This window comes from Streptomyces luomodiensis (assembly GCF_031679605.1).
Taxonomy (GTDB): Bacteria; Actinomycetota; Actinomycetes; order Streptomycetales; family Streptomycetaceae; genus Streptomyces; species Streptomyces luomodiensis.
In genome coordinates this window covers 5,855,307-5,877,727 of record NZ_CP117522.1, presented here as the reverse complement: position 1 = coordinate 5,877,727, position 22,421 = coordinate 5,855,307, and the positions used below count along the sequence as shown (strand labels likewise).

Sequence of the window (22,421 nt, the reverse complement as noted above, 5' to 3'; positions counted from 1 at the left end):
GCCGATCTGACGATGCGTCAGCTCACGGCGGCGAGGGACGCGTCGCCAGACACATCGCACTCTTTACTGACGTACGGGCCACTGGCACGGCAAACTGGCCGTACAGCGAGTGAGCACGTGCGGGGGGCACCATGGTCGGCGACAAGCGGCTGGGGCGGCAGGAAGGTTCCACCGGGTCCGTACCGAACCGGTCCCGGCATGGCGAGGAGGCGGACGTATCCCTTGGCAAGGGTCCCGGCCTCGGTCTCGGCCGGACGCGGATCGAACTGGAGTTGGAGCGCGGGCGCCCCTCCGATGTCGTCTCGGAGCTGTCCGCGGCCGCGGCGTCGCGTTCCGCGCATGGCCGGACCACCGTCGTACGCCCCGCGCAGCTGCCCGCGGCCGTGGCCGACTTCACCGGCCGGTCCGTCTTCGTCAATGAGCTGAGCGATCGGCTCGCCGCCGTTCTCGATCGTGACCGCGCCCCCGTCCTCGCGATATCGGGCACCGGAGGCATCGGGAAGACCGCTCTCGCCATCCACGTCTCGCACACGGCCCGCAGCCGCTTCCCCGATGGCCAGCTCTATGTCGACCTCCAGGGCGCGGGCGCCTCCCCCGCCGATCCGGAAGCCGTGCTGGGCGCGTTCCTGCGCGCCCTGGGGACTCCGGACTCGGTCATTCCCGACGGCACCGTGGAGCGCGCCACGCTCTACCGCTCGCTCCTGGCCCGGCGCCGGGTGCTGGTCCTGCTCGACAACGCCCGCGACGCCGCCCAGGTGCGGCAGCTCCTGCCCGGTTCCCCCTCGTGTGCCGCCCTGGTCACCAGCCGCACCCGGATGGCGGACCTGCCGGAGTCCCATCTCGTCGACCTCGCCGTGATGACCCCGTCCGAAGCGTTCGCCCTCTTCGCCCACATCGTCGGCGAGGAGCGGGCCGGCGTCGAGCACGACGCGGTGATGGACGTGGTCACCTCCTGCGGTTTCCTGCCGCTGGCCATTCGCATCGCCGGCTCACGCCTCGCCGCCCGCCGCACCTGGACCGTGTCCGCACTCGCCGAAAAGCTCGCCGACGAGCGGCGGAGACTGGACGAGCTACGGGCCGGAGACCTGGCCGTCAAGGCCACCTTCGAGCTCGGCTACGGACAACTGGAGCCACAGCAGGCACGCGGCTTCCGGCTGCTCGGACTGGCCGCCGGGCCGGACATCTCCGCGGAGGCCGCCGCCGCGGTGCTCGACCTGGACATCGGGCAGACCGAGAGACTTCTCGGATCGCTCGTGGACATCTCCCTCATGGAATCCGCCACACCGGGCCGGTACCGCTTCCATGACCTGGTGCGCCTCTACGCCTGGGAGTGCGCGCACAGCGACGAGCAGCCGGAGGCGGAGCGGGGCGCGGCGCTGTCCAGGCTGTTGGACTTCTACCTGGCCACCGGGGCCCGGGTGTACGCCATGGAGCGACCGGGTGACCGGACGGTGGAACACCTGGCGCCCACCGACCACCCGGGGCTGTCCTTCACCTCCTCGGCAGCCGCGCTGGACTGGCTTTTCGCGGAGGCCGACTGCCTGATCGCATGCGCCCGTCAGTGCGTCGGCGAAACCACCCGCCGCCGTGCCGCGGACCTTCTGATGGCCACAGTGGATCTTGCCGAGTCCGGCGCCAAGTCGCGCCAGTACGAGGCGGCGGCCAGGGCGATAAGCGAGGCGGCCCGGCAATCCGGCGATGTGCGCGCGGAAGGCCATGCGAGGCTGACACTGGGCCACCTTTATCAGCTCACGGGACGACTCGACCAGGCCGATGCCGAACTGCGGCGGTCCCTGGAGCTGGGGACACACATCCGCGATCCCATGCTTGCCTGCCGCGTCCCCAACCAGCGCAGCCTCATCGCCCTCCAGCAGGGCCGGAACGACGAGGCGGAGATCCACCTCGGCCAGGCGCTCCAAGCCTTCCGCGCCGATGACAACGAGGCCGGGGAGGCGAGCGCGCTGTCCAACCTCGCGCGCCTCCACCTCGACACGGGCCGCGTACGAAGCGGTGTGGAACTCGCCGAACAGGCGGTGTCCATCTACCGCAGACTCGGCACCTCGCTCCGGCTCGCCAATGGCATGTACGTCCTGGGCATCGCGCTGACGCGCACCGGAAGTCTGGACGAGGCGCTGGATCTCCTCACCCAGGCGCTCGGCATTTTCCGCGAGAATCGTCAATCCCTCTGGGAGGGCATGACCCATTTCCGGCTGGCCGAAACTCTACTCGCCGCGCACCGTCCGGATCAGGCGGCCGAACACGCCGAGCGAGCCATCGCCCTGGGCGGGCTCGGTGGCGAGCGGCGGCGCGGCTCCTTCCTCACCATTCTGGGCAAAGCACTGATCGCACTAGGTCAGACGGATCGGGCCCGGGAATGCCTGCGCGAGGCGCTCGCGATTTGCCGCCATGCGCAGGCACCGGAATGCCGGGAAGTACAGGAACTGCTGTCGGCGTGCGCTGCGGACTCATGCCCCACCCCGGAGCGGACTATCGGCCATCAGACGCCCTTCGCGGAAATGGATCCATGGCCGAATTCCCTGCCCCGATCTGACGGTGCGTCGCCTACGTGATGTCGGACAACTCTGAAGGGCTTGTGGAGAGACTCGTCCCCTACTGACGTAGGGGCCCCTGACAGGGCAAACTGGCCCGTGCGACTGAGATGCACAGGCAGGGGGAGACCATGGCCGGCGAGAAGGAGCAGGTGCAAGGCCAGCATTTGCGCTTCACCGTGCTCGGACCGGTCCGCGCCTGGCGAGGCGAGGAGCAGCTCAATACCGGCTCACCGCAGCAGAAGGCCCTGCTCGCGGCACTGCTGCTGCGCGGCGGACGCACCGCGACCGCCCCGGAGCTGGTCGACGGCCTGTGGGGCGACGACCCGCCCGACGCCGCCATCGCCGCGCTGCGCACCTACGCCTCACGGCTCCGAAAGGCCTTCGGAGCCGACTCCGATGTGCTCGTCAGCGAGTCCGGGGGCTACGCGATCCGCTCCGGGGCCGGGTCACTGGACATCGACGTGGCCGAACAGCTGGCCGCCGAGGCGGAGAAGGCCCAGCACTCGGGCGACCGCGCACGGGCACGTGAGTTGATCAACCAGGCGCTGGACCTGTGGCAAGGCGAGCCCCTCGCCGGCGTACCGGGGCAGTACGCGGAAACCCAGCGCGCCCGGCTCGCGGAGCGCCACCTCGTGCTCATCGAGAACCGGCTCGACCTGGACCTGAGCGTCGGCCTCCACACCGAAGCGGTCTCCGAGCTGACCGCGCTGACCGCCCTGCACCCGCTGCGGGAACGGCTGCGGGAGCTGCTGATGCTGGCGCTGTACCGCAGTGGCCGGCAGGCCGAGGCCCTGGCGGTGTACAACGACACCCGTCGGCTCCTGGCCGATGAGCTGGGCGTGGACCCCTGCGCGGCACTGTCCGAACTGCACCAGCGCATACTGCGGGCCGACGCCGGCCTGGCTCTTCCGGTGGAGTTCCGCGCCGACGCCGGCCCCACCTTCGTACGCCCCGCCCAACTCCCCGCCACCGTCTCGGACTTCACCGGGCGCACGGCTTTTGTCCATGAGCTGAGCGACCAGCTCGCCACGGCCGAGGGGCGTGTCATGGCCGTGTCAGCCGTGGCCGGGATCGGCGGCGTGGGGAAGACGACGCTCGCGGTCCACGTGGCACACGCCGCCCGCCATCACTTCCCGGACGGGCAACTGTACGTGGACCTCCAGGGAGCGGGCCCGGTCCCGGCCGAACCGGAGGCGGTCCTGGGCGCCTTCCTGCGCGCCTTGGGCATCCCGGACTCGTCGATCCCCGACGGCGTCGACGAGCGCGCCGCCCTCTACCGCTCGACCCTGGACGGCCGTCGCGTACTGGCGCTTCTCGACAACGCCCGCGACGCGGCCCAGGTACGGCCGCTGCTCCCTGGTACGGAGGGCTGCGCCGCGCTGGTCACCAGCCGTACCCGCATGGTCGACCTGGAGAGCGCCCAGTTGGTCGACCTCGATGTGATGAGCCCCGACGAGGCACTCGTTCTCTTCACCCGCATAGTCGGCGCGGAAAGGGTCGACGCCGAACGGGAGGCGGCCATGGACGTGGTGGCCGCCTGCGGCTTCCTGCCGCTGGCCATCCGCATCGCCGCCTCGCGCCTCGCCGCCCGCCGCACCTGGACCGTGGCCGCCTTGGCGCACAGGCTCGGCAACGAGCGCCGCCGGCTGGACGAGCTGCGCGCCGGCGACCTGGCGGTCAAGGCCACCTTCGAGCTGGGGTACGGACAACTCGAGCCCCAGCAGGCTCGGGCCTTCCGGCTGCTGGGCCTCGCCGACGGCCCGGACATCTCCCTGGCGGCCGCGGCCGTCCTGCTCGACATGGAAACCTTCGCGGCCGAGGAGTTGCTGGAGTCCCTCGTGGACACCTCTCTGCTGGAGTCCGCCGCCCCCGGCCGTTACCGCTACCACGACCTCGTGCGGCTCTACGCACGTGACTGCGCGGAGCGCGACCAGCGAAGCGCGGAGCGGGACGCCGCCCTGGCCCGGCTGCTGGACTTCTACCTCGCCACCACCGCGCAGGTGTACGCGGTGGAGCGGCCGGGTGATCGGCTGGTCGACCACTTGGCGCCCACCGATCACCCCGGGCTCACCTTCCCGAACCAGAACGCCGCCCTGGACTGGCTGTTCAGCGAGGCCGACTGCCTGCTGGCCTGCGCCCGGCAATCCGCCCGCGGCGCCACGATGGGCAAGGCCGCGGACCTGATCGGGGCCGCGACCGACCTCGCCGAGTCCGGCGCCAACGCGCGCCGGTACGAGGCGGTCGCCGCGGCCATCAGCCAGGCCGCGCACGAGGCCGGCGACCTCCTTGCCGAGGGGCGCGCCAGAACCTTCCTGGCCCATGCCTACAGCCTGGCGGGGAGGTACGACGACGCCGAGGCGCAGGCCCAGAGCGCCATGGCGCTGGGCCTGGCCACCAAGGACCCGGTGCCCACCAGCCGCGTCCCGAACCAACGCGGCATCATCTTCACGCTGCACCGGAAGCTTCCCGAGGAAGCGGAGGCGTGCTTCCTCCAGGCGATCGACGCCTTCCGCGAGGACGGCAACCGTCCGGGGGAGGCGAGTGCGCTGTGCAGCCTCTCGCGCGTCCATCTCGAGATGCACCGCATGCAGAGCGCGGTCGAGCTGGCCCAGCAGGCACTCGGCATCTTCCAGAGCCTCGGCCACATCCTGCGGCTGGCCAACGGAAAGTACACCCTCGGCATCGCCCTGACCGGTACCGGCAAAGCGGTTGAGGCGCTCGAACAGCTGACGGAGGCGTTGGCCCTCTTCCGCCAGAGCCGCCAGCCCCTGTGGGAGGGGATGGCACACCAGCGCCTGGCGGAGGCTCATCTCACGATGCACAGCCCGGCTCAGGCCGCCGCGCACGCGGAGCAGGCGCTCGCCCTCCGGGGCCATGGGGGAGAGTGGCGGCGCGCCATCGTCCTCACGGTCCTCGGAAAGGCGCTGACGGAGCTCGGGCAGAGCGAACGGGCCGAGGCATGCTGGCGCGAGGCGCTGGCCATTCACGAACGGCTGGGAGCGACCGAGGCAACCGAGGTCCAGGGCCTGCTGATGCCCGCGGCCACCGCATAACACAGGCCCCGTCGGTCCGTTCATCAATCGTTTATCGCCCCCCGGCATGCTGTTACTCGGTCGATCCGTCCCCGCGGGGGGCAGGCGGGTCGGTTGTCAGGTCCCATCACTAGGGTGAACGGCCCTGAGACGTCCGTCCGGCGATCCACGGGGGAGTCGCCGGGCGGGCGTCGCACTCTGCCAACCACAGCTTGAGGAAGTTGATCGTGATGAGTGACGACAAGAAGCCGGAGTCCGACGCCTATAGGCCCATGGACGAGCAGATGCCGTCCCCGTCCAGGGCCGCCATCACCATGGACGAGCAGATGCCCGCACCGTCCCCGAGCATCACCACGCTCGACGAGCAGATGCCCGCACCGTCCCCGAACCTCACCACGCTGGACGAGCAGATGCCGGCGCCACCCGCGGCGCTCACGGCTGACGCCGCGAAGAAGAAGAAGAAGAAGCCGAGCACCGACTCCAGCACGGTCCGCACCATGGACGAGCAGATGCCCACCCCGCCCAGGCTCACCTCCGCCGACGACACCGATGCGGGGTCGACCTCGGCGGACTCCGAGTAGCGGGCAGCGAACCAGAATCCAACCAGGTAACACCGCAAGGGGCCGATGTCGGCGGCGGGGAGGGGAAGCCGTCGGCATCGGCCCCAGGTGTTGCGCCAGTTTCTGACTGCTTCGCGCCAAGATTCGACCACTTCGAGCCAGACGGCCGAACGCTTATCCCTCTACTCACATATTTGCAATACAAAATGGATAAATTCCCCCTGCTTGAGGAGCTGCAATGACTCGCACGCAGAAGGCGTTCGCCACGTTGGCGATCGCAGCGGCCGCCGCGTTCGGTGCCGTGACTCCGGCCTTGGCGGCCACCCACCATCAGACGGGGCCCTCCGCTGCCGCCGGCCAGGACACGGACACGGCCGTCGTCGCCATCCCCATGGACGAACACCTTCCCGCACCCAGTCCTTTTTAGGACGTGATCGTTCATCGCCCGGGGGGACGGGCCGGCAGACCCGGTTCGTCACCCCGGGCATTGACTTTCCCGGAATTGACCTCCCCGGGCGTCGGCGTTGGCTTCCCTGGCGTCTGGCGTTGACCTCCTCGGGCGTCGGCGTTGGCTTCCCCGGCGCCGGCGTTGACCTTCGCACTGATGTCAGGGTCTAGAAAGGGCTCATCGAAGCCGCCGGGCCCGCCCCGGCCGTGAGAGGAGCCCCGATGGAGCTGCATGTCGTCCTCCCCGACGAGTCCCCGCGGATGGGACCACGGGAACTGACCGCGCTGGCCCAGGAGGCCGAGGCGCTCGGATACGAGGGAGTGTGGCTCCCCGACCATGTGCTGCCCCCGGGCCCGTACGGCCCGGACCGCTACGGCGGGGTCTACGAGCCGCTCATCGCGCTCGCCTCCATCGCCGCGGTCACCCGGCGGATCACCCTGGGCACCTCCGTCCTGGTGCTGCCCCTGCGCGACCCGCTGATCCTCGCCCGGCAGACGGCGACGCTGGCCAGGATGAGCGGAGGCCGCTTCGTCCTGGGGGCGGGCACGGGGTGGGAACGGTACGAATTCGACGCCGCGGGGGCCGACTTCGCGGAACGGGGGGCCCGGACGACCAGCGCCCTGCGGCTCATCCGGCATCTGCACGAGAGCGGCGGCGGCCCGTACCAGGACGCGTTCCACTCCTTCGACGACCGCGCGGTCTTCCAGCCCGTACCCGAGCGGCCCGTGCCCTTCCTCATCGGCGGCAACTCCCCCGCCGCGCTGCGCCGGACCGCGGAGATCGGCGACTGGTGGCAGGGGTTCGGCCTCGACCCCGGGGAGTTCGCCGGGCACCTCGCCCGGCTGCGCGAGCTGAGCGGCGGCCGGCGTGTCCACGCCGGGGCCCGGATCGGCTGGGACGACGACGGCCGGGACGTGCGGGACGTACGGGCCGAGATCGACGCGTGGGCCGCCGCCGGGGCGGACCACCTCGCGGTGTGGTTCGGCGACGCCGAGGGCTTCGGACGGCGGATGAGGGCCCTGCGGGGATGAGCGAGGGCCCTGCGGGGGTAGGCGAAAGCCCTGCGGGGACGGGCAGCCGGCCCGGAGCTACGGCACTGGGCGGTCGGCCCGGAGCGCGGCCTTGAGGATCTTGCCGCTGGCGTTGCGCGGCAGCGCGGGGAGGAACTCCACCTGCCGCGGCACCTTGTAGTTGGCCATCTCCCGCCGCGACCAGGCGATCAGGTCGTCCGCCGTCAGCGTCGAGTCCGGGCGGCGGACCGCGTACGCCTTGGCGACCTCGCCCAGCCGCGGATCCGGAATGCCGATGACGGCCACGTCGGCCACATCGGGGTGGCGGGCGATGAGCTGCTCGATCTCGGCCGGGTAGGCGTTGAAGCCCCCGACGATGAACATGTCCTTGATGCGGTCGGTGATGCGCAGATTGCCGTGCTCGTCCAGCACCCCGACATCGCCCGTCCGCAGCCAGCCGTCGGGGGTGATGGTGCCGGAGGTGGCGATCGGGTCCTCGAAGTAGCCGGGGGTGATGTGGTAGCCGCGCACCCAGACCTCGCCCGGCCGGCCCGGGGGGAGCTCCCCTCCGGTTGAGTGGACGATCTTGATCTCGGTGTGCGGGATCGCGCGGCCCGCCGTACCCGCGATGACCTCGGGCGGGTCGCCGCGACGGCACATGGTGACGATGCCGGACGCCTCCGTCAGTCCGTACGCCGTCAGGACGGTGGCGACCCCGAGCTCCGAGCGCAGGCGCTCCACCAGCTCCAGCGGGACGACGGCGGCGCCGGTGACGACCAGCCGCAGGGTGGACAGGTCATGGGCGGCGCGGGACGGGTGGTCGAGGAGGGACTGGTGGAGGGTGGGCGGGCCGGGGAGGACGGTGATGCGCTCGGCGGCGATATGGGCCAGGGCGGTCTCCACGCCGAAGACCGGCTGCGGCACCATCGTCGCCCCCCGGCTCAGACAGGCGATGATGCCCGCCTTGTAGCCGAAGGTGTGGAAGAACGGGTTCACGATGAGGTAGCGGTCGTCCGCCGCCAGGCCCGTGATCTCGCTCCAGGTGTCGAAGACGCGCACGGTCTGGGAGTGCGTGGTCACCACGCCCTTGGGCCGACCGGTGGTGCCGGAGGTGAAGGTGATGTCGGAGGGGTCCAGGGGCCGCACCGCCTCCGCCCGGCACCGGACCTCCTCCGGCGGCACGGCCTCGCCCGACGCCAGGAAGTCGCGCCAGGTACGGAAGTCCTCCGGGCCGTCGTCGGCGAGGACGACCACCTCCCGCAGATAGGGCAGCCCCGGCAGGGGGCCGCGGCCCGGCCCCTCCCCCACCGCCCGGCGCAGCGAGGCCACGTACGAGGTGCCCAGGAAGGTGCCGGTGATGAACAGATGCGTGGCCCGGGTGCGGCGCAGCACATACGCGGCCTCCGCGCCCTTGAAACGGGTGTTGACCGGGACCAGCACCCCGCCCGCGGTGACCGCGCCGAGCGCCGCCACGATCCAGTCGGTGGTGTTGGGCGCCCAGACCGCGGCGCGGTCGCCCGGTTCGAGACCCGAGGCGACGCACGCGGCCGCCGCGCGTTCGATCCGGGCGCCGAGCTCCGCGTAGGAGATCCGGGCGCGGCCCTCGACGACGGCCTCGGCCGGGCCGTACCGCTCGACCGCCGCCCGGATCAGGGCCGGAATGGTGGTGCGCATCGGACCGCTCCCCTCCCCGGAATCCGGGACGGACGACCCCAGTAGCTGACTGACCGTCAGATTAGCGGTAGCCTTCCCCGCTGTCAGCACCGGTGAACGCGACCACGGAGGCGGCCATGGGGGCGACGAGGGCGACGGCGAGATATGAGGACGCGACGGCGACGGCGGCGCCCTTGAAGGACGCGACCGCGATAGCCGGCATCGGGCAGACCCCCTTCGCCAAACGCCTCCCCGAGTCCGAGAAGACCCTGGCCTGCCGGGCGATCCTCGCCGCACTCGACGACGCCGGTATCGCCCCGTCCGAGGTGGACGCCTTCGCCTCGTACACCATGGAGGACACCGACGAGGTCGAGGTGGCCAAGGCCATCGGCGCGGGCGATGTGACCTTCTTCAGCAAGGTCGGCTACGGGGGCGGCGGCTCCTGTGCGACCGTCGCGCATCTGGCGGCCGCGATCGCCACCGGGCAGGCGAGCGTCGGGGTGGCCTGGCGGTCACGCAAACGCGGCAGCGGTCCGCGCCCCTGGACCAACACCCGGGTCCAGCTGCCCACCCCGGCCCAGTGGACCCGGCCCTACGGGCTGCTGCGCCCGGCCGATGAGATCGGGCTGCTGGCCCGGCGCTATATGCATGAGTACGGCGCGACCCGCGATCACTTCTTCAATGTGGCGCTGGCCTGCCGCAACCGGGCCAATCAGAACCCCGCCGCGATCATGTACGAGCGTCCGCTGACCCGCGAGATGTACATGACCGCGCGCTGGATCAGCGAACCGCTCTGCCTCTTCGACAACTGCCTGGAGACCGACGGCGCGCTGGCCTGCGTGGTGGTGTCGGCCGAGCGGGCGCGCGACTGCCGGCACCGGCCCGTGTACGTCCACTCCGCCGCCCAGGGGCTGCCCGCGCAAGTCCACGGGATGGTCAACTACTGGAACGACGACCCGCTCACCGGCCCCTCCTGGACCGCCGCCCGCCGGCTGTGGAAAACCGCCGACTTCGGACCCCAGGACATCGATGTCGCGCAGATCTACGACGCGTTCACCCCCCTGATCCTGCTCTCCCTGGAGGGCTACGGCTTCTGCGCCCGCGGCGAGGGCGCCGCCTTCACCGAAGGGGGCGCGCTGGAGATCGGCGGACGGCTGCCGCTCAACACCGGCGGGGGCGGCCTCAGCGAGGCGTACGTCCATGGCTTCAACCTCATCACCGAGGGGGTCAGACAGCTGCGCGGCACCAGCACCGCCCAAGTCCCCGGCGCCACGACCTGCCTGGTCACAGCGGGTGAGGGGGTTCCCACATCGGCCCTGCTGCTGCGGAGCTGAGGAGCTGTTCGAGCTGCGGGATTGAGGAGTTGAGGAGTTGACCGACGCCATGACACAGACGGATACGACGACGGCCGGAAGCGGCGGAAGTGGCGCAACCGGCGGCAGCGGCCGGGCTGACGGGCTGCTGGCCCCCGTGCCCGACGAAGACGGGGCGCCCTTCTTCCGCTACGCGGCGCGCGGCGAACTGCGCGTCCAAAGCTGCGCCGACTGCGGCGAACCGCGCTTTCCGCCCCGGCCCTGCTGCCCCCACTGCCAGTCCTTCGACAGCCTGTGGACAAAGATGAGCGGCCGCGGCCGGATCTGGTCGTACGTTCTGCCCCATCCGCCGCTGTTGCCCGGCTACGCGGCCCAGGCGCCCTACAACGTGATCCTCGTGGAGCTCGCGGACGCCCCGCGCATCCGGCTGGTGGGCAATCTGGTCGCCTCCGCCGACGCCGCGCTGAACTCGGTCCCGCCGGAGCGCCTCCGCATCGGCGCGCCCGTGAAGGCCGCCTTCCACGAGACGGACGACGGTCTCACGGTGGTCCGCTGGCTGCTGGAGCGGCCATGACGGTCCGTGTGCGGGCCGACGAGGGCGGCGTCACGGTCGTCACCCTCGACCGGCCCGAGCGGCACAACGCCATCGACCTGGAGACGGCCGGCGAACTGACGGCCGTATGGCGGCGGCTGCGCCAGGACGCGTCGGTCCGGGCCGTGGTCCTCACCGGCGCGGGCGGCCGGGCCTTCAGCACCGGTGTCGACCGCTCGGTGGAGATCCCGCAGCCGCCGTCGCCGTACGCGATGGACGATCCGCTGCGCACCGTCGGACCGAAGGCGAACGACCTGTGGAAGCCGGTGATCGCGGCGGTGGCCGGGATGGCGTGCGGCGGGGCGTTCTATCTGCTGGGCGAGACCGAGTTCATCGTCGCGGACGAGACGGCGACCTTCTTCGACCCGCACACCAGCTACGGGATGGTCAGCGCCTATGAGGCCGTCTACATGGCGCAGCGCATGCCGATGGGCGAAGTCGCGCGGATGGCGCTGATGGGGACGGCGGAGCGGCTCACGGCCCGGCGGGCGTATGAGACGGGCCTGGTCAGCGAGGTGACCCCGGTCGGTGAAGCCCTTACGGCGGCCATCCGCGCCGCCTCGGTCATCGCGTCGTATCCGACGGAGGCGGTGCAGGGCACCGTAAGGGCGCTGTGGGCGGCGAAGGAGGCGACGCTGACTCAGGCGCTCGCGCGCGCCCCGCAGTTGATCGCGCTGGGCAATCTGCCGCCGGGACGCCAGGCCGCGCTCTTCGCGGCCCGCACGCCCGGCTTCCGTACCCGGTGAGGCCGCCGGTCCCGGATCGGCTCGGGCCTCAGGTGGAGCTCGGGTACTTGAGCGCCGAGGTGACATCACAGGTGAAGGACGTCTGCTCGGTGAGGTAGCGGTAGGAGGTGGCGCTGAGGGTCTGGCTGCTGCCGGGCGCCACGGTGACGGACTTGTAATCGGAGCCCAGCAGGGCGCCGCCGGCCTGGTTCTCCCACTCGATGGTGATCGAGTAGTGCATGGACTGCGTCTCGGGGTTCCTGATGGTGAGGGTGTACTCGAACGAGCTGGTCGACTCGTCGTAGTCGCAGCCGCTGGCGGAGATGTCGATCGTGCCGTCCGAGTTGTAGGTGGGCGGCACGGACGGGGAGTACGACGGGGTGGGGGTGCTGGAGTCGTACGACGGCAGGCCGGTGGGCAGGCCGCTGGGGTCGGACAGCGGGCTGTCGCCGCCGCTCCCCCCGGAGGTGAACCCCCCGAGGCCGCTGCCGTGGCTTCCGCCCTTCTTCTTTCCGCAGCCGGTCAGCGCCATGAGCCCGATCAGGGCGACGGCGACGATACGGACAGAGCGGCGTTGCATGGTATTACCCCCGTTAGAAAGACACATTCGAGCCAACCGCGGTCAGTTGACATGTGCGCGCCACCATAGCGGCAGGTTCCGCTACCCCAAAGTCACCTTCAGACGCGCCTGACCCGGCTCACCGGCTTCCGGCTTCAGAGGACGGAGACGACCTCACACGTCACCACGGTTCCCGAGGGCGACGGATCGTCGAGCGGCACCCGTACGGTCCTCGACCGCCCCGCGGGGACCCGTACATCGGCCCGGCCGGACGTCAGGGTCACACCGTCCCGGTCCTTGAAGTTCATGTCGACGGAGTAGGTCTCGGCCACGCCCGAGCGGTTGCGCACCTTCACGGTCGCCGCCGGGCGGCCGCTCTCGTCCTTCGCGTCCTTGCCCGCACAGCTGACGACGGTCGCCTCGGGCTCGGAGGACGACGCCGAGCCGCCCGAGGAGCCGCTGGACGCGCTGTCGCCGTAGTCGTCATCGTCGTAGTCGCGGTAGCGGGACCCACCCGTGCCTACACCGGTGGTGGAGCTCTCGTCGTCGGAGTCCGAGTAGCCACCTGAGCCGGAACCGGAGCTGGACCCCGAGTGGTGCGAGGAGGAGCTGGAACAGCCGCCTCCACCACCCCCGTGGCCATGACCGCGCCCCTTGAACCCGGTCAGCGCCACGAGCACCACGGTGAGCACGGCAGCCAGCCGTAGACCACGCCGCATGACAGACCCCGTCCCCCGAAGACCGCACGAAGACCGCGCGGAAACCGCGCGGAGATACCCATCGACCTCCCGGCTCCCAGGAGGTCGATGAACGCCCGCCACCGTAGCAGGAATTGACAGGGACACGGCTCACGGCCCGGCCGCCTCCGGACGCCCGTCGGGCGGGCTCGGTCAGGCCCGGCCGCCCGACGGACGGGACTGGCCCGTGCCCTTGACCGCGTCCAGCGCGTAGACGCAGCGGTCCTTGCTGCACGCGTACACCACGCCCTTGGCGGCCACCGGCGAGCCGGTGATCTCACCGCCGGTCGCCAGCTTCCAGCGCAGCTGTCCGCCCGCCGCGTCCACCGTGTAGAGGCAGTGGTCGGCCGAGCCGAAGTGGACCCGGCCGTCGGCGACCACCGGCGAACCGATGACCTCGCCACCCGCCGCGAACCGCCACTTGGGCGTGCCGGTGACCGCGTCGAGCGTGTAGAGCGCGCCACCGCTGCCCAGATGGACCGAGCCCTCGGCCACCAGCACCGGTTCGATCGACTGCCGGGCCTCGGTCGCGATCCGCCAGCGGTCGCGGCCGTTCGCCGCGTCCAGCGCGTAGACCGTGCCCAGATAGTCAGCGATGTAGATACCGCCGCCGGTCACCGCGGGTCCCGGCGCGTACGCGGGGGCGCACAGGAAGACCGCGGGCGCCTCGAAACGCCACCGCACATCCCCGCGGGCGATGTCGAGCGCGAGCACCCGCGTCCCCGCCGAGACGTAGACCACCCCGTCGGGCGCCGGCAGCAGACGCAGCGGCACACCGCCGCAGGACGCCGCGTCGCCCACCGGGTACGACCAGCGCTCCGCGCCGGTGCGCGCCTCCAGGGCGCGCAGCCGCGCGTCCGCCCACACATAGACCGTCCCGTCGTGGATCACCGGGCCGGACTCGGGCGTCTCGAAGTCGGTCTGGAGGCCCTGCCTCTCCCACAGCAGCTCGCCGTTGGCCGCCTCCCACGCCTGGACGCCACCGCCGCGCGTGCCGGTGACGACCGTGCCGCGATCGACCTTGAGGGAGTAGACCCAGCCGTCGGTCGACAGACGCCAGCGCTCCGCGCCGTCCTCCGCGTCCAGCGCGTACAGCGTGGGGCCGTCGGAGGCGTGGATGCGGCCGTTCGCCACGGCCATCGCCCACGCCACGTCACGCGTCTTGAACTGGCGCCGGCCGGTGGCCACATCCAGGGCGTGCACCTCGAACGAGGTCACGTACAGCAGGTCGCCGGCGACGGCCGGGGTGCCCCAGACGTCGTTCGACATGCGGAACCGCCACGGGCGCCAGCGGCCCTGCCCGGCTCCCTGGGCCGGCGGTTCGGACGGCTCGGCCGGCGGGGAGTGCGGCGGCGGGACGGCGGCCGTGCCGTCGCCTCCGCTCAGCCCTCCGCTCGTGACCCCGGCCGGCGGACGCACCCAGCCGGTCGCGGGCCCGGTGCCGTGCTGCGGCTGCGGCTCCCGCGCGTCGGCGGCCCGGAGCCCGGGGCCGATCGGCACCGGCGATCCGGGCAGCCGCACCGCCCCGTCGGCCCCGGCGGGTACCGGGGCGGGCGCGGCGGACGGGGGCCCGGCGGACGAGGGCGCGGCGGGTGCGGCCGGGGCGGGTGCGGCGGAGGGACGTCCGGCGGGGGCGGCGTGCCGCCCGGGTCCGATGGCGCCCAGCGCGCCCGGCGGGCTCGCGGCCTCCGGCGTGCGCAGGCCCCCGCGCGGGTCGCCCGTGCCCACGGGCTCCCAGCCGCCCGCTCCGGCGGGCCCACCCGCGCCGTGCCGACCGCCACGCCCGCCTGCGGAGGCGCCCGCGGCGGGGGCGTACGAGGGCGGTGCGGGCGGACGCTCCGGGGGCAGCGGCGCGGCCGACCGGCCGCCACCGCTCCCGCCGTGCCCAGCGCTTCCGGCGTGCCCGGCCGGACGGCCGCCGTCGGCCGCGGGCCGGGAGGAGCGCACCTGGTTGCGACCGCTGCGCTTGCGCTCGATGAGCGCGACGGCGCCGCCCGGCAGCCAGGCCGAGGCCGTACCACTGTCGTCGGCGTTGGAGGCGAACAGATGCGGGGCCAGCTGGGACTGCAGATCGGCCGGGGACGGCCGCCGCTCGGGCTCCATCTGCATGCACGACTCGATGAGCGGCCGCAGCTCGTCCGGCAGCCCGGCCAGGTCGGGGCCCTCGCGCAGCAGCATGAACACGGTCTCCACCGGGTTGGCGCCGTGGAAGGGCGCGTGTCCGGTGGCCGCGAAGGTCAGCGTCGAGCCGAGCGAGAAGATGTCGCTCGCGCCCGTCACACTGCGCGAGTCGCGCGCCTGCTCGGGCGACATGTAGGCGGGGGTGCCGACCGCGACGTTGGTCATCGTCAGCCGGGTGTTCGAGACACCGGAGGCGATACCGAAGTCGATCACGCGCGGACCGTCCTCGACGACCAGCACATTGGACGGCTTCAGATCCCGGTGGACCAGACCCGCGCCGTGGATGGACTGGAGCGCCTCGGCGACCCCGGCCGCCAGCCACCGCACCGCCTGGGCGGGCATCGGCCCGCACTCGTTGACGATTTCCTCGAGGGAGGGAGCCGGCACATAGGCCGTGGCCAACCACGGCACCGCGGCGCGCGGATCGGCGTCCACGACCGCGGCCGTGTAGAACCCGCTGACCGCGCGGGCCGCCTCCACCTCACGGGTGAACCGGACACGGAACAGCTGGTCCTCGGCGAGCTCGGTCCGGACCGTCTTGATCGCGACCCGTCGGCCCGATGCCGAGCGGGCCAGATAGACCAGCCCCATGCCGCCCGCGCCGAGACGGCCGAGCACCTCGAAAGGGCCGATCCGCCTCGGATCGTGCTGCGTCAGCTGCTCCACCACTTGCCTGCCACCTCCCCGTGGGGGCTTGAAAAAATACAGCCCCGTGCAGCGTCTCACCGACAAACCAACCGGCGGCACGCATCCTGCATTCTCTCTGGCGAAGGCGGCGGTTGCGAACCCGGGGGCGAATCGTCGTGTCATCGGGCGATACCGAGCCGGGGCCGGCCCGCGTCGACCGGGGTTCGGCCGAGCGTCCTCGGGCCCCCATCGCCCAGTTCCGCGCCCCGGGTTCAGCCCGCCGCCGAGAGGTCGATGACGGCGAAGGACGCGCCCTGATTGTCCACAACGACCGCGAAACGCCCGTACGGCGTATCTTCGGGCGTCTTGAGGACCCGCCCACCCAGCCCGTGGACCGTGCGCAGCACCCGATCGCAATCCGTCACCACAAAGTACGTCAGGAAGTGGGCGGGCAGCTCGACCGGGTACTGCTCACCGATCACGACCCGTCCACCGATCGCGTGACGGGGGTCCGGGGCCTCGCCGCGCGGTGTCCACAGCACCACGTCGGTCGGGGTGCCCTCGCCGGCGGGCACCGTCTCGTACCCGAAGACCGCCCGGTAGAAGGCATCCACGGCGCGCGGCTGACGGGTGTGGACCTCGGCCCAGCCGTACGTGCCGGGCGCGCCGCGCCGCCCGAAGCCGGTGTGGCTGCCCGCCTGCCAGATTCCGAAGACGGCACCGCCCGGATCGGCGGCCGTCGCCATGACGCAGAACCCGTCGATCCAGACCGGCGGGGTGATCACCCGGCCGCCGGCCTCGCGGATCCGGACGGCGGTCGCGGCGGCGTCCTCGGCCGCGAAGTAGAGGTTCCAGACGGTGGGCATCCGGCCGTCCGGCTTGGGGACCAGCCCCGCGACGTCCTTACCGTCGAGGAGGGCCCGGGTGAACGAGCCGTAGTCGGTGACGATCTCCTGAAAGGTCCAGCCGAACAGCTCGCCGTAGAAGCGCCGGCCCGCGGCGAGGTCGGACAGCAGCACATCCGCCCAGCAGGGCACGCCTTCCGCGAATGCCGCCATGGTCCGGATCCTCTCGGTCTCTGGCCTCTCTCGCCTCTCCGACGCCCTCTCCGCCCCTCCCGGCGCCCCGCTGGCGCTCTCCCGCGGCCCATCCGCCTCCGGCCCTCCCGGCACCCCTCCTGCGGCCCCTGATGGCCGTGGCGGCCTCTCGCACTGGGGTCCGCTCCGGGGCGTGTACCGGGAGTCCGCTCGGGGCGTGCCCGGCGCCCGTACGCAACGGTGCCCGGAGCTTGACCGGCGCCCGCTTGGAGAAGCTTGATGCGCATTTGTGGCAGCTTGCTTCACTTACCTCACTTGCCACGCTAACGGGGTATCGTCCGATCTGCTCGCCCTGGAACTCGAAATATTTAGACAATCTTTTTCGGTTCGAGACCGGCCCGCACCGGGTCATCCACCGTTTTTATCCACAGGCTGTTGATAACAGGATTCACTCGCCTGGGCGAGCGGTGATTGAGGGCTTGACGACGGTGGACAGGGGCCGGAATCAGCCATTCCAGCCTGCTCGGCGAGGTGCACAAACCACCTCATCCCGCCCTAACCCCATTTGCACGCAGCCGAATCGCGCTCCGATCACCCCTCGGTAAGCTGACGGCATGACAGGACAAGTACGCACAGTCGACGGGCGGGTGGCCGGTCGTCGCGGGCAGGCGACGCGGCAGAAGCTGCTCGACTGCCTCGGCGAGATGCTCAGCACATCCCCGTACCGAGACGTCAAGGTCATCGATGTCGCCCGTAAGGCCGGGACCTCGCCGGCGACGTTCTACCAGTACTTCCCCGACGTGGAGGGCGCCGTCCTCGAGCTCGCCGAGGAGATGGCCAAGGACGGCGCGAGCCTGACCGATCTGGTCGCCGGACGCTCATGGGCGGGCAAGTCCGGCGGCGCGGCGGCGGAGGACCTGGTGGAGGGGTTCCTCTCCTTCTGGCGCAAACATGACGCCATCCTGCGAGTGGTCGATCTGGGCGCCGCCGAGGGTGACAAGCGGTTCTACAAGATCCGCATGAAGATCCTCAATTCCGTCACCAACTCCCTGACCGACGCCGTCAAGGAGCAGCAGGCCAAGGGCCGGATCGACGAGGACCTCAACCCGGCTGCCATCGCGGGCTCACTGGTCGCGATGCTGGCCTCGGTCTCGGCGCACCAGAAGGGTTTCCAGAGCTGGGGCGTCAAGCAGGCCGACCTCAGGCCGAGCCTGACCTGGCTCCTCCACCTCGGCATCACCGGGCGCAAACCGCCGAAGTAACGAATCCGCAGACCTCTCCATACCGACCGGCCCGGCCGGTGGGCCCGCACGTCCTGTCACGCCGCGGCGGATCACTCCCGAGTGATCCGCCGCGGCTTTGCGTCTCCCATCTGCCGCCACTCTGCCGCCGCCGGCCCGCCACCGGACCGCCCCGGCGGCCTGGAGGCCGACCGACAGACCGGTTCAGGCTTCCGGAAGGCGGTGGAGGCGGAAGAGGCGGATTTCGCGCTCCACCCGCGACTGGTAGCTCGCGTACGGCGGCCAGAAGGCGAGGACCGCCCTCCAGGCCGCCTCCCGCTCGGAGCCCTCCAGCAGTCGCGCTCGGACGGCGATGTCCCGGCCCCGCCAGCTGATCTCCGCTTCCGGGTGCTTCAGCAGATTCGCGGTCCAGGCAGGGTGGCCGGGGCGGCCCCAGTTGCTGCCGACCAGGACCCAGGTGTCGCCGTCCTCCGGCATACAGGCCAGCGGCGTACGGCGGGGGAGCCCCGACCGCGCACCACGCACCGTAAGGATCACGCCCGGCAGCATCCGCGCGCTCGGCAGCACCCTGCCTCGGGTCAGCCGGTGGACGGCGCGGTCGAAGGCGGGGATGACGTGGGGCGCGACCTTGGCGAACGCACGGGTCGAGGACACCTTCCGGACCAGCTTCACGCCATAACCGGCCATCAGACCGTCACCGCCTTCCGCAGCCCGTCGCGCCCGTCGCGGTCATCGTTCCCGCTGTACCCGCCGTTCTTGCCGTCCTTACCGCGCCCACCGATACCGTCGCACTCGTCGTGGCCGCCATGGCCGCCATGGCCGCCGTAAGGGACGCGATCGGGCCCGGCGAAGAGCCCGTCCCGCTCCGCCGCCCGCGCCCGCAGCCGGTGGACGGGCCCGAAGAGCAGCTCGTCGGAGGCGGCCCGCTTGACGTAGAGATGCGCCTCGTGCTCCCAGGTGAAGCCGATACCGCCGTGCAACTGCACCGCATCGGCCGCCGCCCTACGCTGCGCATCCAGCGCCTGGGCGAGCGCGAGCCCACCCGCGACCCCGGCTTCCACGGCGGCCGCGGCGGCCGTGGCGTCCGTGGCGTCCACACCGCTCTGGGCCGCGGCCCAGGCCGCGTAGTACGCCGCCGAACGGGCCGCCTGGACGGCGACGTACACATCCGCCAGCCGGTGCTTGACCGCCTGGAAGGAGCCGATCGGACGGCCGAACTGCTCACGCGTCCGCACATACCCGACCGTCCGCGCCAGGACCGCGTCCGCCGCCCCCACGGCCTCGGCGGCGAGCACGGCCGCGGCCGCCGTACCCACCTCCGACAGCGCTTCCGCCACCTCGTCCCCGCTCCCGCCGTCGTCCACCCCCAGCAGTTCGGCCGGTACGTCACGCAGCTGGATACGGGCCTGCGGCCGCGTCGCGTCGAGCGCGGTCAGCCGGGTGCGGACCAGCCCGTCCGCCCCCGCCGGGACGCGGAACAACAGCGTCCGCCCGCGCGTATAGCCCCCGGCACGGGCGGCGACCAGCAGCAGTTCGGCGCTGTGGCCACCCAGTACCTGCTCCACCTGTCCGTACAGCCGCCACCCCGCGCCGCCGCCGGTGTCCGGGCGCGCCTGGACGCCCCCCGCGCGCCCTCCACCGGCCCATGCGCCGTCCCGCGCTCCGGTGAGCCCGAGCGCTTCGGGCAGTGCGCGCCCCGGCACCGCGAGCGCCGCCGTAAGGGTGCCCTCCGCGATCCGCGGCAGCAGCTCGGCGCGCTGCGCCTCCGTCCCGAGCGCGGCGATCAGGGGTGCGGCGAACACGGCGGTGGCCAGGAACGGCGAAGGGAGCAGCACCCGCCCCGTCTCCTCACAGGCCAGCGCCAGCTCGGTGACCCCGCAGCCGACGCCCCCGTACGCCGTCGGAAGGGCCAGGCCGGGCAGCCCGAGCGTCCGGGCCAGCCGCCGCCACAGGGCCTCGTCGTAGCCGGGGGCGGTATGGACCGCCGCCTTGACCTCCTCCGGCCCGCACCGCTCCCGCAGCAGTTCGCGCAGCGTACGGCGGATCTCGTCCTGTTCCTCGGTGAACGCGGCGTCCATCGGCGAGCACCTCCGTTTCTGACGGGTCGTCATACTAAGGACGACGACCGAGCTTTCCCACCCCTCCACCACCATCCCGCTCCCACCCGAGCTGATGTACCGTCAGTTTTATGTCGCCCGCAGCGCATCGCGCCCGTAAGGTCGCCGTCGTCGGCGTCTCCCTCTCCGACTGCGGCCGCGTCGACACGGCCACCCCCTACGCCCTCCACGCACAGGCCGCCCGCCGGGCCCTCGCCGACTCCGGGCTCGACCGCTCGGTCATCGACGGCTTCGCCTCGGCGGGGCTCGGCACCCTCGCACCGGTCGAGGTGGCCGAATATCTGGGGCTGCGGCCCACCTGGGCCGACTCGACGGCCGTCGGGGGCTCCACCTGGGAGGTCATGGCGGCGCACGCGGCGGACGCGATCGCCGCGGGGCACGCCCGCGCCGTACTGCTCGTCTACGGCTCCACCGCCCGCGCCGACATCCGCGCGGGCCGCCGCACCGCGAACCTCTCGTTCGGCGCGCGCGGACCGCTCCAGTTCGAGGTCCCGTACGGCCATACGCTGGTGGCCAAGTACGCGATGGCCGCGCGCCGCCATATGCATGAGTACGGCACCACGCTCGAACAGCTGGCGGACATCGCCGTTCAGGCGCGCACCAACGCCGGGCACAATCCGGACGCGATGTTTCGCGAACCGATCACGGTCGATGATGTCCTGAGCGGCCCGATGATCGCCGACCCCTTCACCAAGCTGCACTGCTGCATCCGCTCGGACGGCGGCTGCGCGGTGCTGCTCGCGGCCGAGGAGTACGTACCGGACACCGCGAAACCCCCGGTGTGGGTGCTGGGTTCGGGCACGGCCGTCTCGCACACCACCATGTCCGCATGGGAGGACTTCACGGTCTCCCCGGCGGCCGTCTCGGGGCGGACCGCCTTCGCGCGGGCGGGGGTGCGGCCGTCGGAGATCGATGTGGCCGAGCTCTATGACGCCTTCACCTATATGACCCTGGTAACCCTCGAGGACCTCGGTTTCTGCGCCAAGGGCGAGGGCGGGACGTTCGCGGCGAAGGGGCGGCTGACACGGGACGGCGAGCTGCCGACCAACACCGACGGCGGCGGTCTCTCCGCCTGCCACCCGGGGATGCGCGGCCTGTTCCTGCTGGTCGAGGCGGTACGGCAGCTGCGCGGCGAGGCCGGGGAGCGGCAGGTGCGCAAGGCGGGCGGACGGCTGCCGGAGCTGGCGGTGGCGTCGGGGACGGGTGGCTGGTTCTGCTCGGCGGGCACGGTCGTCCTGGGCCGCGGCTGACCGGTCTCCGCTCGGCGTACGCCCCCCGCTTGCCCCGGCCCGTCGCGGATGGTCGGATGGGGAGCCGATGAGCGACAACGAGGATGAGGCGTTCCACGCCCTGCTGCGCGGCCTGCGCGTACCCCATGCGGGCGAGCTGCCCGTCTTCGACCCGGCCACGGCCCCGGACGCACCGCTTCCGCTCTTCCGGCGGTGGCTGCGCGAGGCCGCCGAGACGGCGGAGCCCGGCCCGCACACCATGACCCTGGCCACCGTGGGCGCCGACCGCCGGCCGTCCCAGCGCACGGTGATGCTGCACGACGCCGATGAGCGCGGCTGGCACTTCGGAACCCACCGCACCAGCCGTAAGGGCCGCGAGCTGGCCGAGAACCCGTACGCCTCCCTCGCGTTCCACTGGATGCGGGCGGGCCGCCAGGTGCGCGTCAGCGGGCGGGCCGTCGAGGCCGGACCGGAGGAGAGCGCGGCCGATCTGCGCGGCCGGTCCCCCGCGGCGCTCGCGGCGGCGCTGGCCGGGAGCGGGCGGCAGAGCGAGGTGCTCGGCTCGTACGACGAGCTGCTACGGGCCTTCGACGCGGCGCACGAACGGGCGGAACGCGACCCGGACGCCACCGCCCCCACCTGGACCCTGTACGTCCTGGAGGCGGACGAGGTCGAGTTCTACCAGGAGGAGGCGCGGCGCCGGCACGTACGGCTCCGCTACCGCCGCGCCCCGGACGAGCGCGGCGGCTGGCGACGAGAGCTGCTGTGGCCGTAAGGCGGCGCCCCTGAGGCCGCGACCGGAAGACGG

At 72.1% G+C, this 22,421-nt stretch carries 19 protein-coding genes; 11 read left to right on the top strand and 8 right to left on the bottom strand.

Annotation, left to right across the window (positions count from 1 at the left end; translation table 11 throughout):
• Positions 1-131 precede the first annotated feature (131 nt).
• The 5 genes from PS467_RS24630 to PS467_RS24610 all read left to right on the top strand — a co-directional run bounded on the left by PS467_RS24630 (position 132) and on the right by PS467_RS24610 (position 7,623).
• Complete coding sequence (locus PS467_RS24630; protein WP_311037049.1) at positions 132-2,570, top strand: ATP-binding protein; 2,439 nt, start codon at positions 132-134, stop codon at positions 2,568-2,570.
• Between the two features lie 110 nt (positions 2,571-2,680).
• Positions 2,681-5,605 carry an SARP-family global regulator AfsR gene (gene afsR / locus PS467_RS24625; RefSeq protein WP_311037048.1) on the top strand — a complete coding sequence of 975 codons (2,925 nt, stop codon included), beginning with the start codon at positions 2,681-2,683 and terminating at the stop codon, positions 5,603-5,605.
• A 209-nt stretch (positions 5,606-5,814) separates the two neighbouring features.
• Positions 5,815-6,165 carry a hypothetical protein gene (locus PS467_RS24620; protein ID WP_311037047.1) on the top strand — a complete coding sequence of 117 codons (351 nt, stop codon included), beginning with the start codon at positions 5,815-5,817 and terminating at the stop codon, positions 6,163-6,165.
• A 217-nt stretch (positions 6,166-6,382) separates the two neighbouring features.
• Positions 6,383-6,571, top strand: a complete 189-nt coding sequence (locus tag PS467_RS24615) for a hypothetical protein (protein ID WP_311037046.1) — start codon at positions 6,383-6,385, stop codon at positions 6,569-6,571.
• A gap of 242 nt (positions 6,572-6,813) precedes the next feature.
• Positions 6,814-7,623 carry a TIGR03619 family F420-dependent LLM class oxidoreductase gene (locus tag PS467_RS24610; RefSeq protein ID WP_311037045.1) on the top strand — a complete coding sequence of 270 codons (810 nt, stop codon included), beginning with the start codon at positions 6,814-6,816 and terminating at the stop codon, positions 7,621-7,623.
• Positions 7,624-7,680: 57 nt separating this feature from the next.
• Here PS467_RS24610 and PS467_RS24605 read toward each other — a convergent pair whose 3' ends face one another.
• Together PS467_RS24605 and PS467_RS24600 are read right to left on the bottom strand one after the other, a co-directional pair.
• Positions 7,681-9,276 carry a FadD3 family acyl-CoA ligase gene (locus PS467_RS24605; RefSeq protein ID WP_311037044.1) on the bottom strand — a complete coding sequence of 532 codons (1,596 nt, stop codon included), beginning with the start codon at positions 9,274-9,276 and terminating at the stop codon, positions 7,681-7,683.
• Positions 9,277-9,337: 61 nt separating this feature from the next.
• Entirely contained in the window at positions 9,338-9,478 is a 141-nt protein-coding gene (locus PS467_RS24600) for a hypothetical protein (protein WP_311037043.1), read from the bottom strand.
• On the opposite strand from PS467_RS24600, the gene PS467_RS24595 reads away from it, so the two are divergent.
• Genes PS467_RS24595 through PS467_RS24585 form a run of 3 tightly spaced genes read left to right on the top strand, consistent with a single transcriptional unit; the run spans position 9,450 to position 11,906 of the window.
• Positions 9,450-10,589, top strand: a complete 1,140-nt coding sequence (locus tag PS467_RS24595; protein WP_311037042.1) for a lipid-transfer protein — start codon at positions 9,450-9,452, stop codon at positions 10,587-10,589. The two genes, PS467_RS24600 and PS467_RS24595, sit on opposite strands and share 29 nt — an antisense overlap.
• 49 nt (positions 10,590-10,638) lie before the next feature.
• Positions 10,639-11,142 (top strand): Zn-ribbon domain-containing OB-fold protein, encoded by a 504-nt coding sequence (locus PS467_RS24590; protein ID WP_311037041.1) that lies wholly within the window; start codon positions 10,639-10,641, stop codon positions 11,140-11,142.
• Positions 11,139-11,906: an enoyl-CoA hydratase/isomerase family protein gene (locus PS467_RS24585; protein ID WP_311037040.1), complete on the top strand. Its 768-nt coding sequence runs from the start codon at positions 11,139-11,141 to the stop codon at positions 11,904-11,906. The genes PS467_RS24590 and PS467_RS24585 overlap by 4 nt, the downstream gene beginning before the upstream one ends.
• A 28-nt stretch (positions 11,907-11,934) precedes the next feature.
• On the opposite strand, the gene PS467_RS24580 is transcribed toward PS467_RS24585, so the two are convergent.
• The 4 genes from PS467_RS24580 to kbpA all read right to left on the bottom strand — a co-directional run bounded on the left by PS467_RS24580 (position 11,935) and on the right by kbpA (position 17,047).
• Positions 11,935-12,465, bottom strand: coding sequence for a hypothetical protein (locus tag PS467_RS24580; RefSeq protein WP_311037039.1), 531 nt, complete (start codon positions 12,463-12,465; stop codon positions 11,935-11,937).
• Between the two features lie 134 nt (positions 12,466-12,599).
• Entirely contained in the window at positions 12,600-13,163 is a 564-nt protein-coding gene (locus PS467_RS24575) for a hypothetical protein (RefSeq protein ID WP_268973834.1), read from the bottom strand.
• Between the two features lie 171 nt (positions 13,164-13,334).
• On the bottom strand, positions 13,335-16,031 hold the full coding sequence (locus PS467_RS24570) for a serine/threonine-protein kinase (RefSeq protein WP_311037038.1): 2,697 nt from the start codon (positions 16,029-16,031) through the stop codon (positions 13,335-13,337).
• 230 nt (positions 16,032-16,261) lie between these two features.
• Complete coding sequence (gene kbpA, locus PS467_RS24565) at positions 16,262-17,047, bottom strand: AfsK-binding protein KbpA (protein WP_311037037.1); 786 nt, start codon at positions 17,045-17,047, stop codon at positions 16,262-16,264.
• Between the two features lie 593 nt (positions 17,048-17,640).
• Here kbpA and PS467_RS24560 point away from each other — a divergent pair.
• Positions 17,641-18,288 carry a TetR family transcriptional regulator gene (locus PS467_RS24560; RefSeq protein ID WP_268973830.1) on the top strand — a complete coding sequence of 216 codons (648 nt, stop codon included), beginning with the start codon at positions 17,641-17,643 and terminating at the stop codon, positions 18,286-18,288.
• A gap of 183 nt (positions 18,289-18,471) precedes the next feature.
• On the opposite strand, the gene PS467_RS24555 is transcribed toward PS467_RS24560, so the two are convergent.
• Positions 18,472-18,954, bottom strand: coding sequence for a nitroreductase family deazaflavin-dependent oxidoreductase (locus tag PS467_RS24555; protein ID WP_311037036.1), 483 nt, complete (start codon positions 18,952-18,954; stop codon positions 18,472-18,474).
• Positions 18,954-20,345, bottom strand: a complete 1,392-nt coding sequence (locus PS467_RS24550; protein ID WP_311037035.1) for an acyl-CoA dehydrogenase family protein — start codon at positions 20,343-20,345, stop codon at positions 18,954-18,956. Before PS467_RS24550 ends, PS467_RS24555 begins: the two co-directional genes overlap by 1 nt.
• Positions 20,346-20,455: 110 nt before the next feature.
• Here PS467_RS24550 and PS467_RS24545 point away from each other — a divergent pair, with 110 nt between their 5' ends.
• Together PS467_RS24545 and PS467_RS24540 are read left to right on the top strand one after the other, a co-directional pair.
• Positions 20,456-21,634, top strand: a complete 1,179-nt coding sequence (locus PS467_RS24545) for a thiolase C-terminal domain-containing protein (protein WP_311037034.1) — start codon at positions 20,456-20,458, stop codon at positions 21,632-21,634.
• Between the two features lie 67 nt (positions 21,635-21,701).
• A complete protein-coding gene (locus PS467_RS24540) occupies positions 21,702-22,388 on the top strand; it encodes a pyridoxine/pyridoxamine 5'-phosphate oxidase (protein ID WP_311037033.1) in 687 nt (228 codons plus the stop codon).
• Positions 22,389-22,421 lie beyond the last annotated feature (33 nt).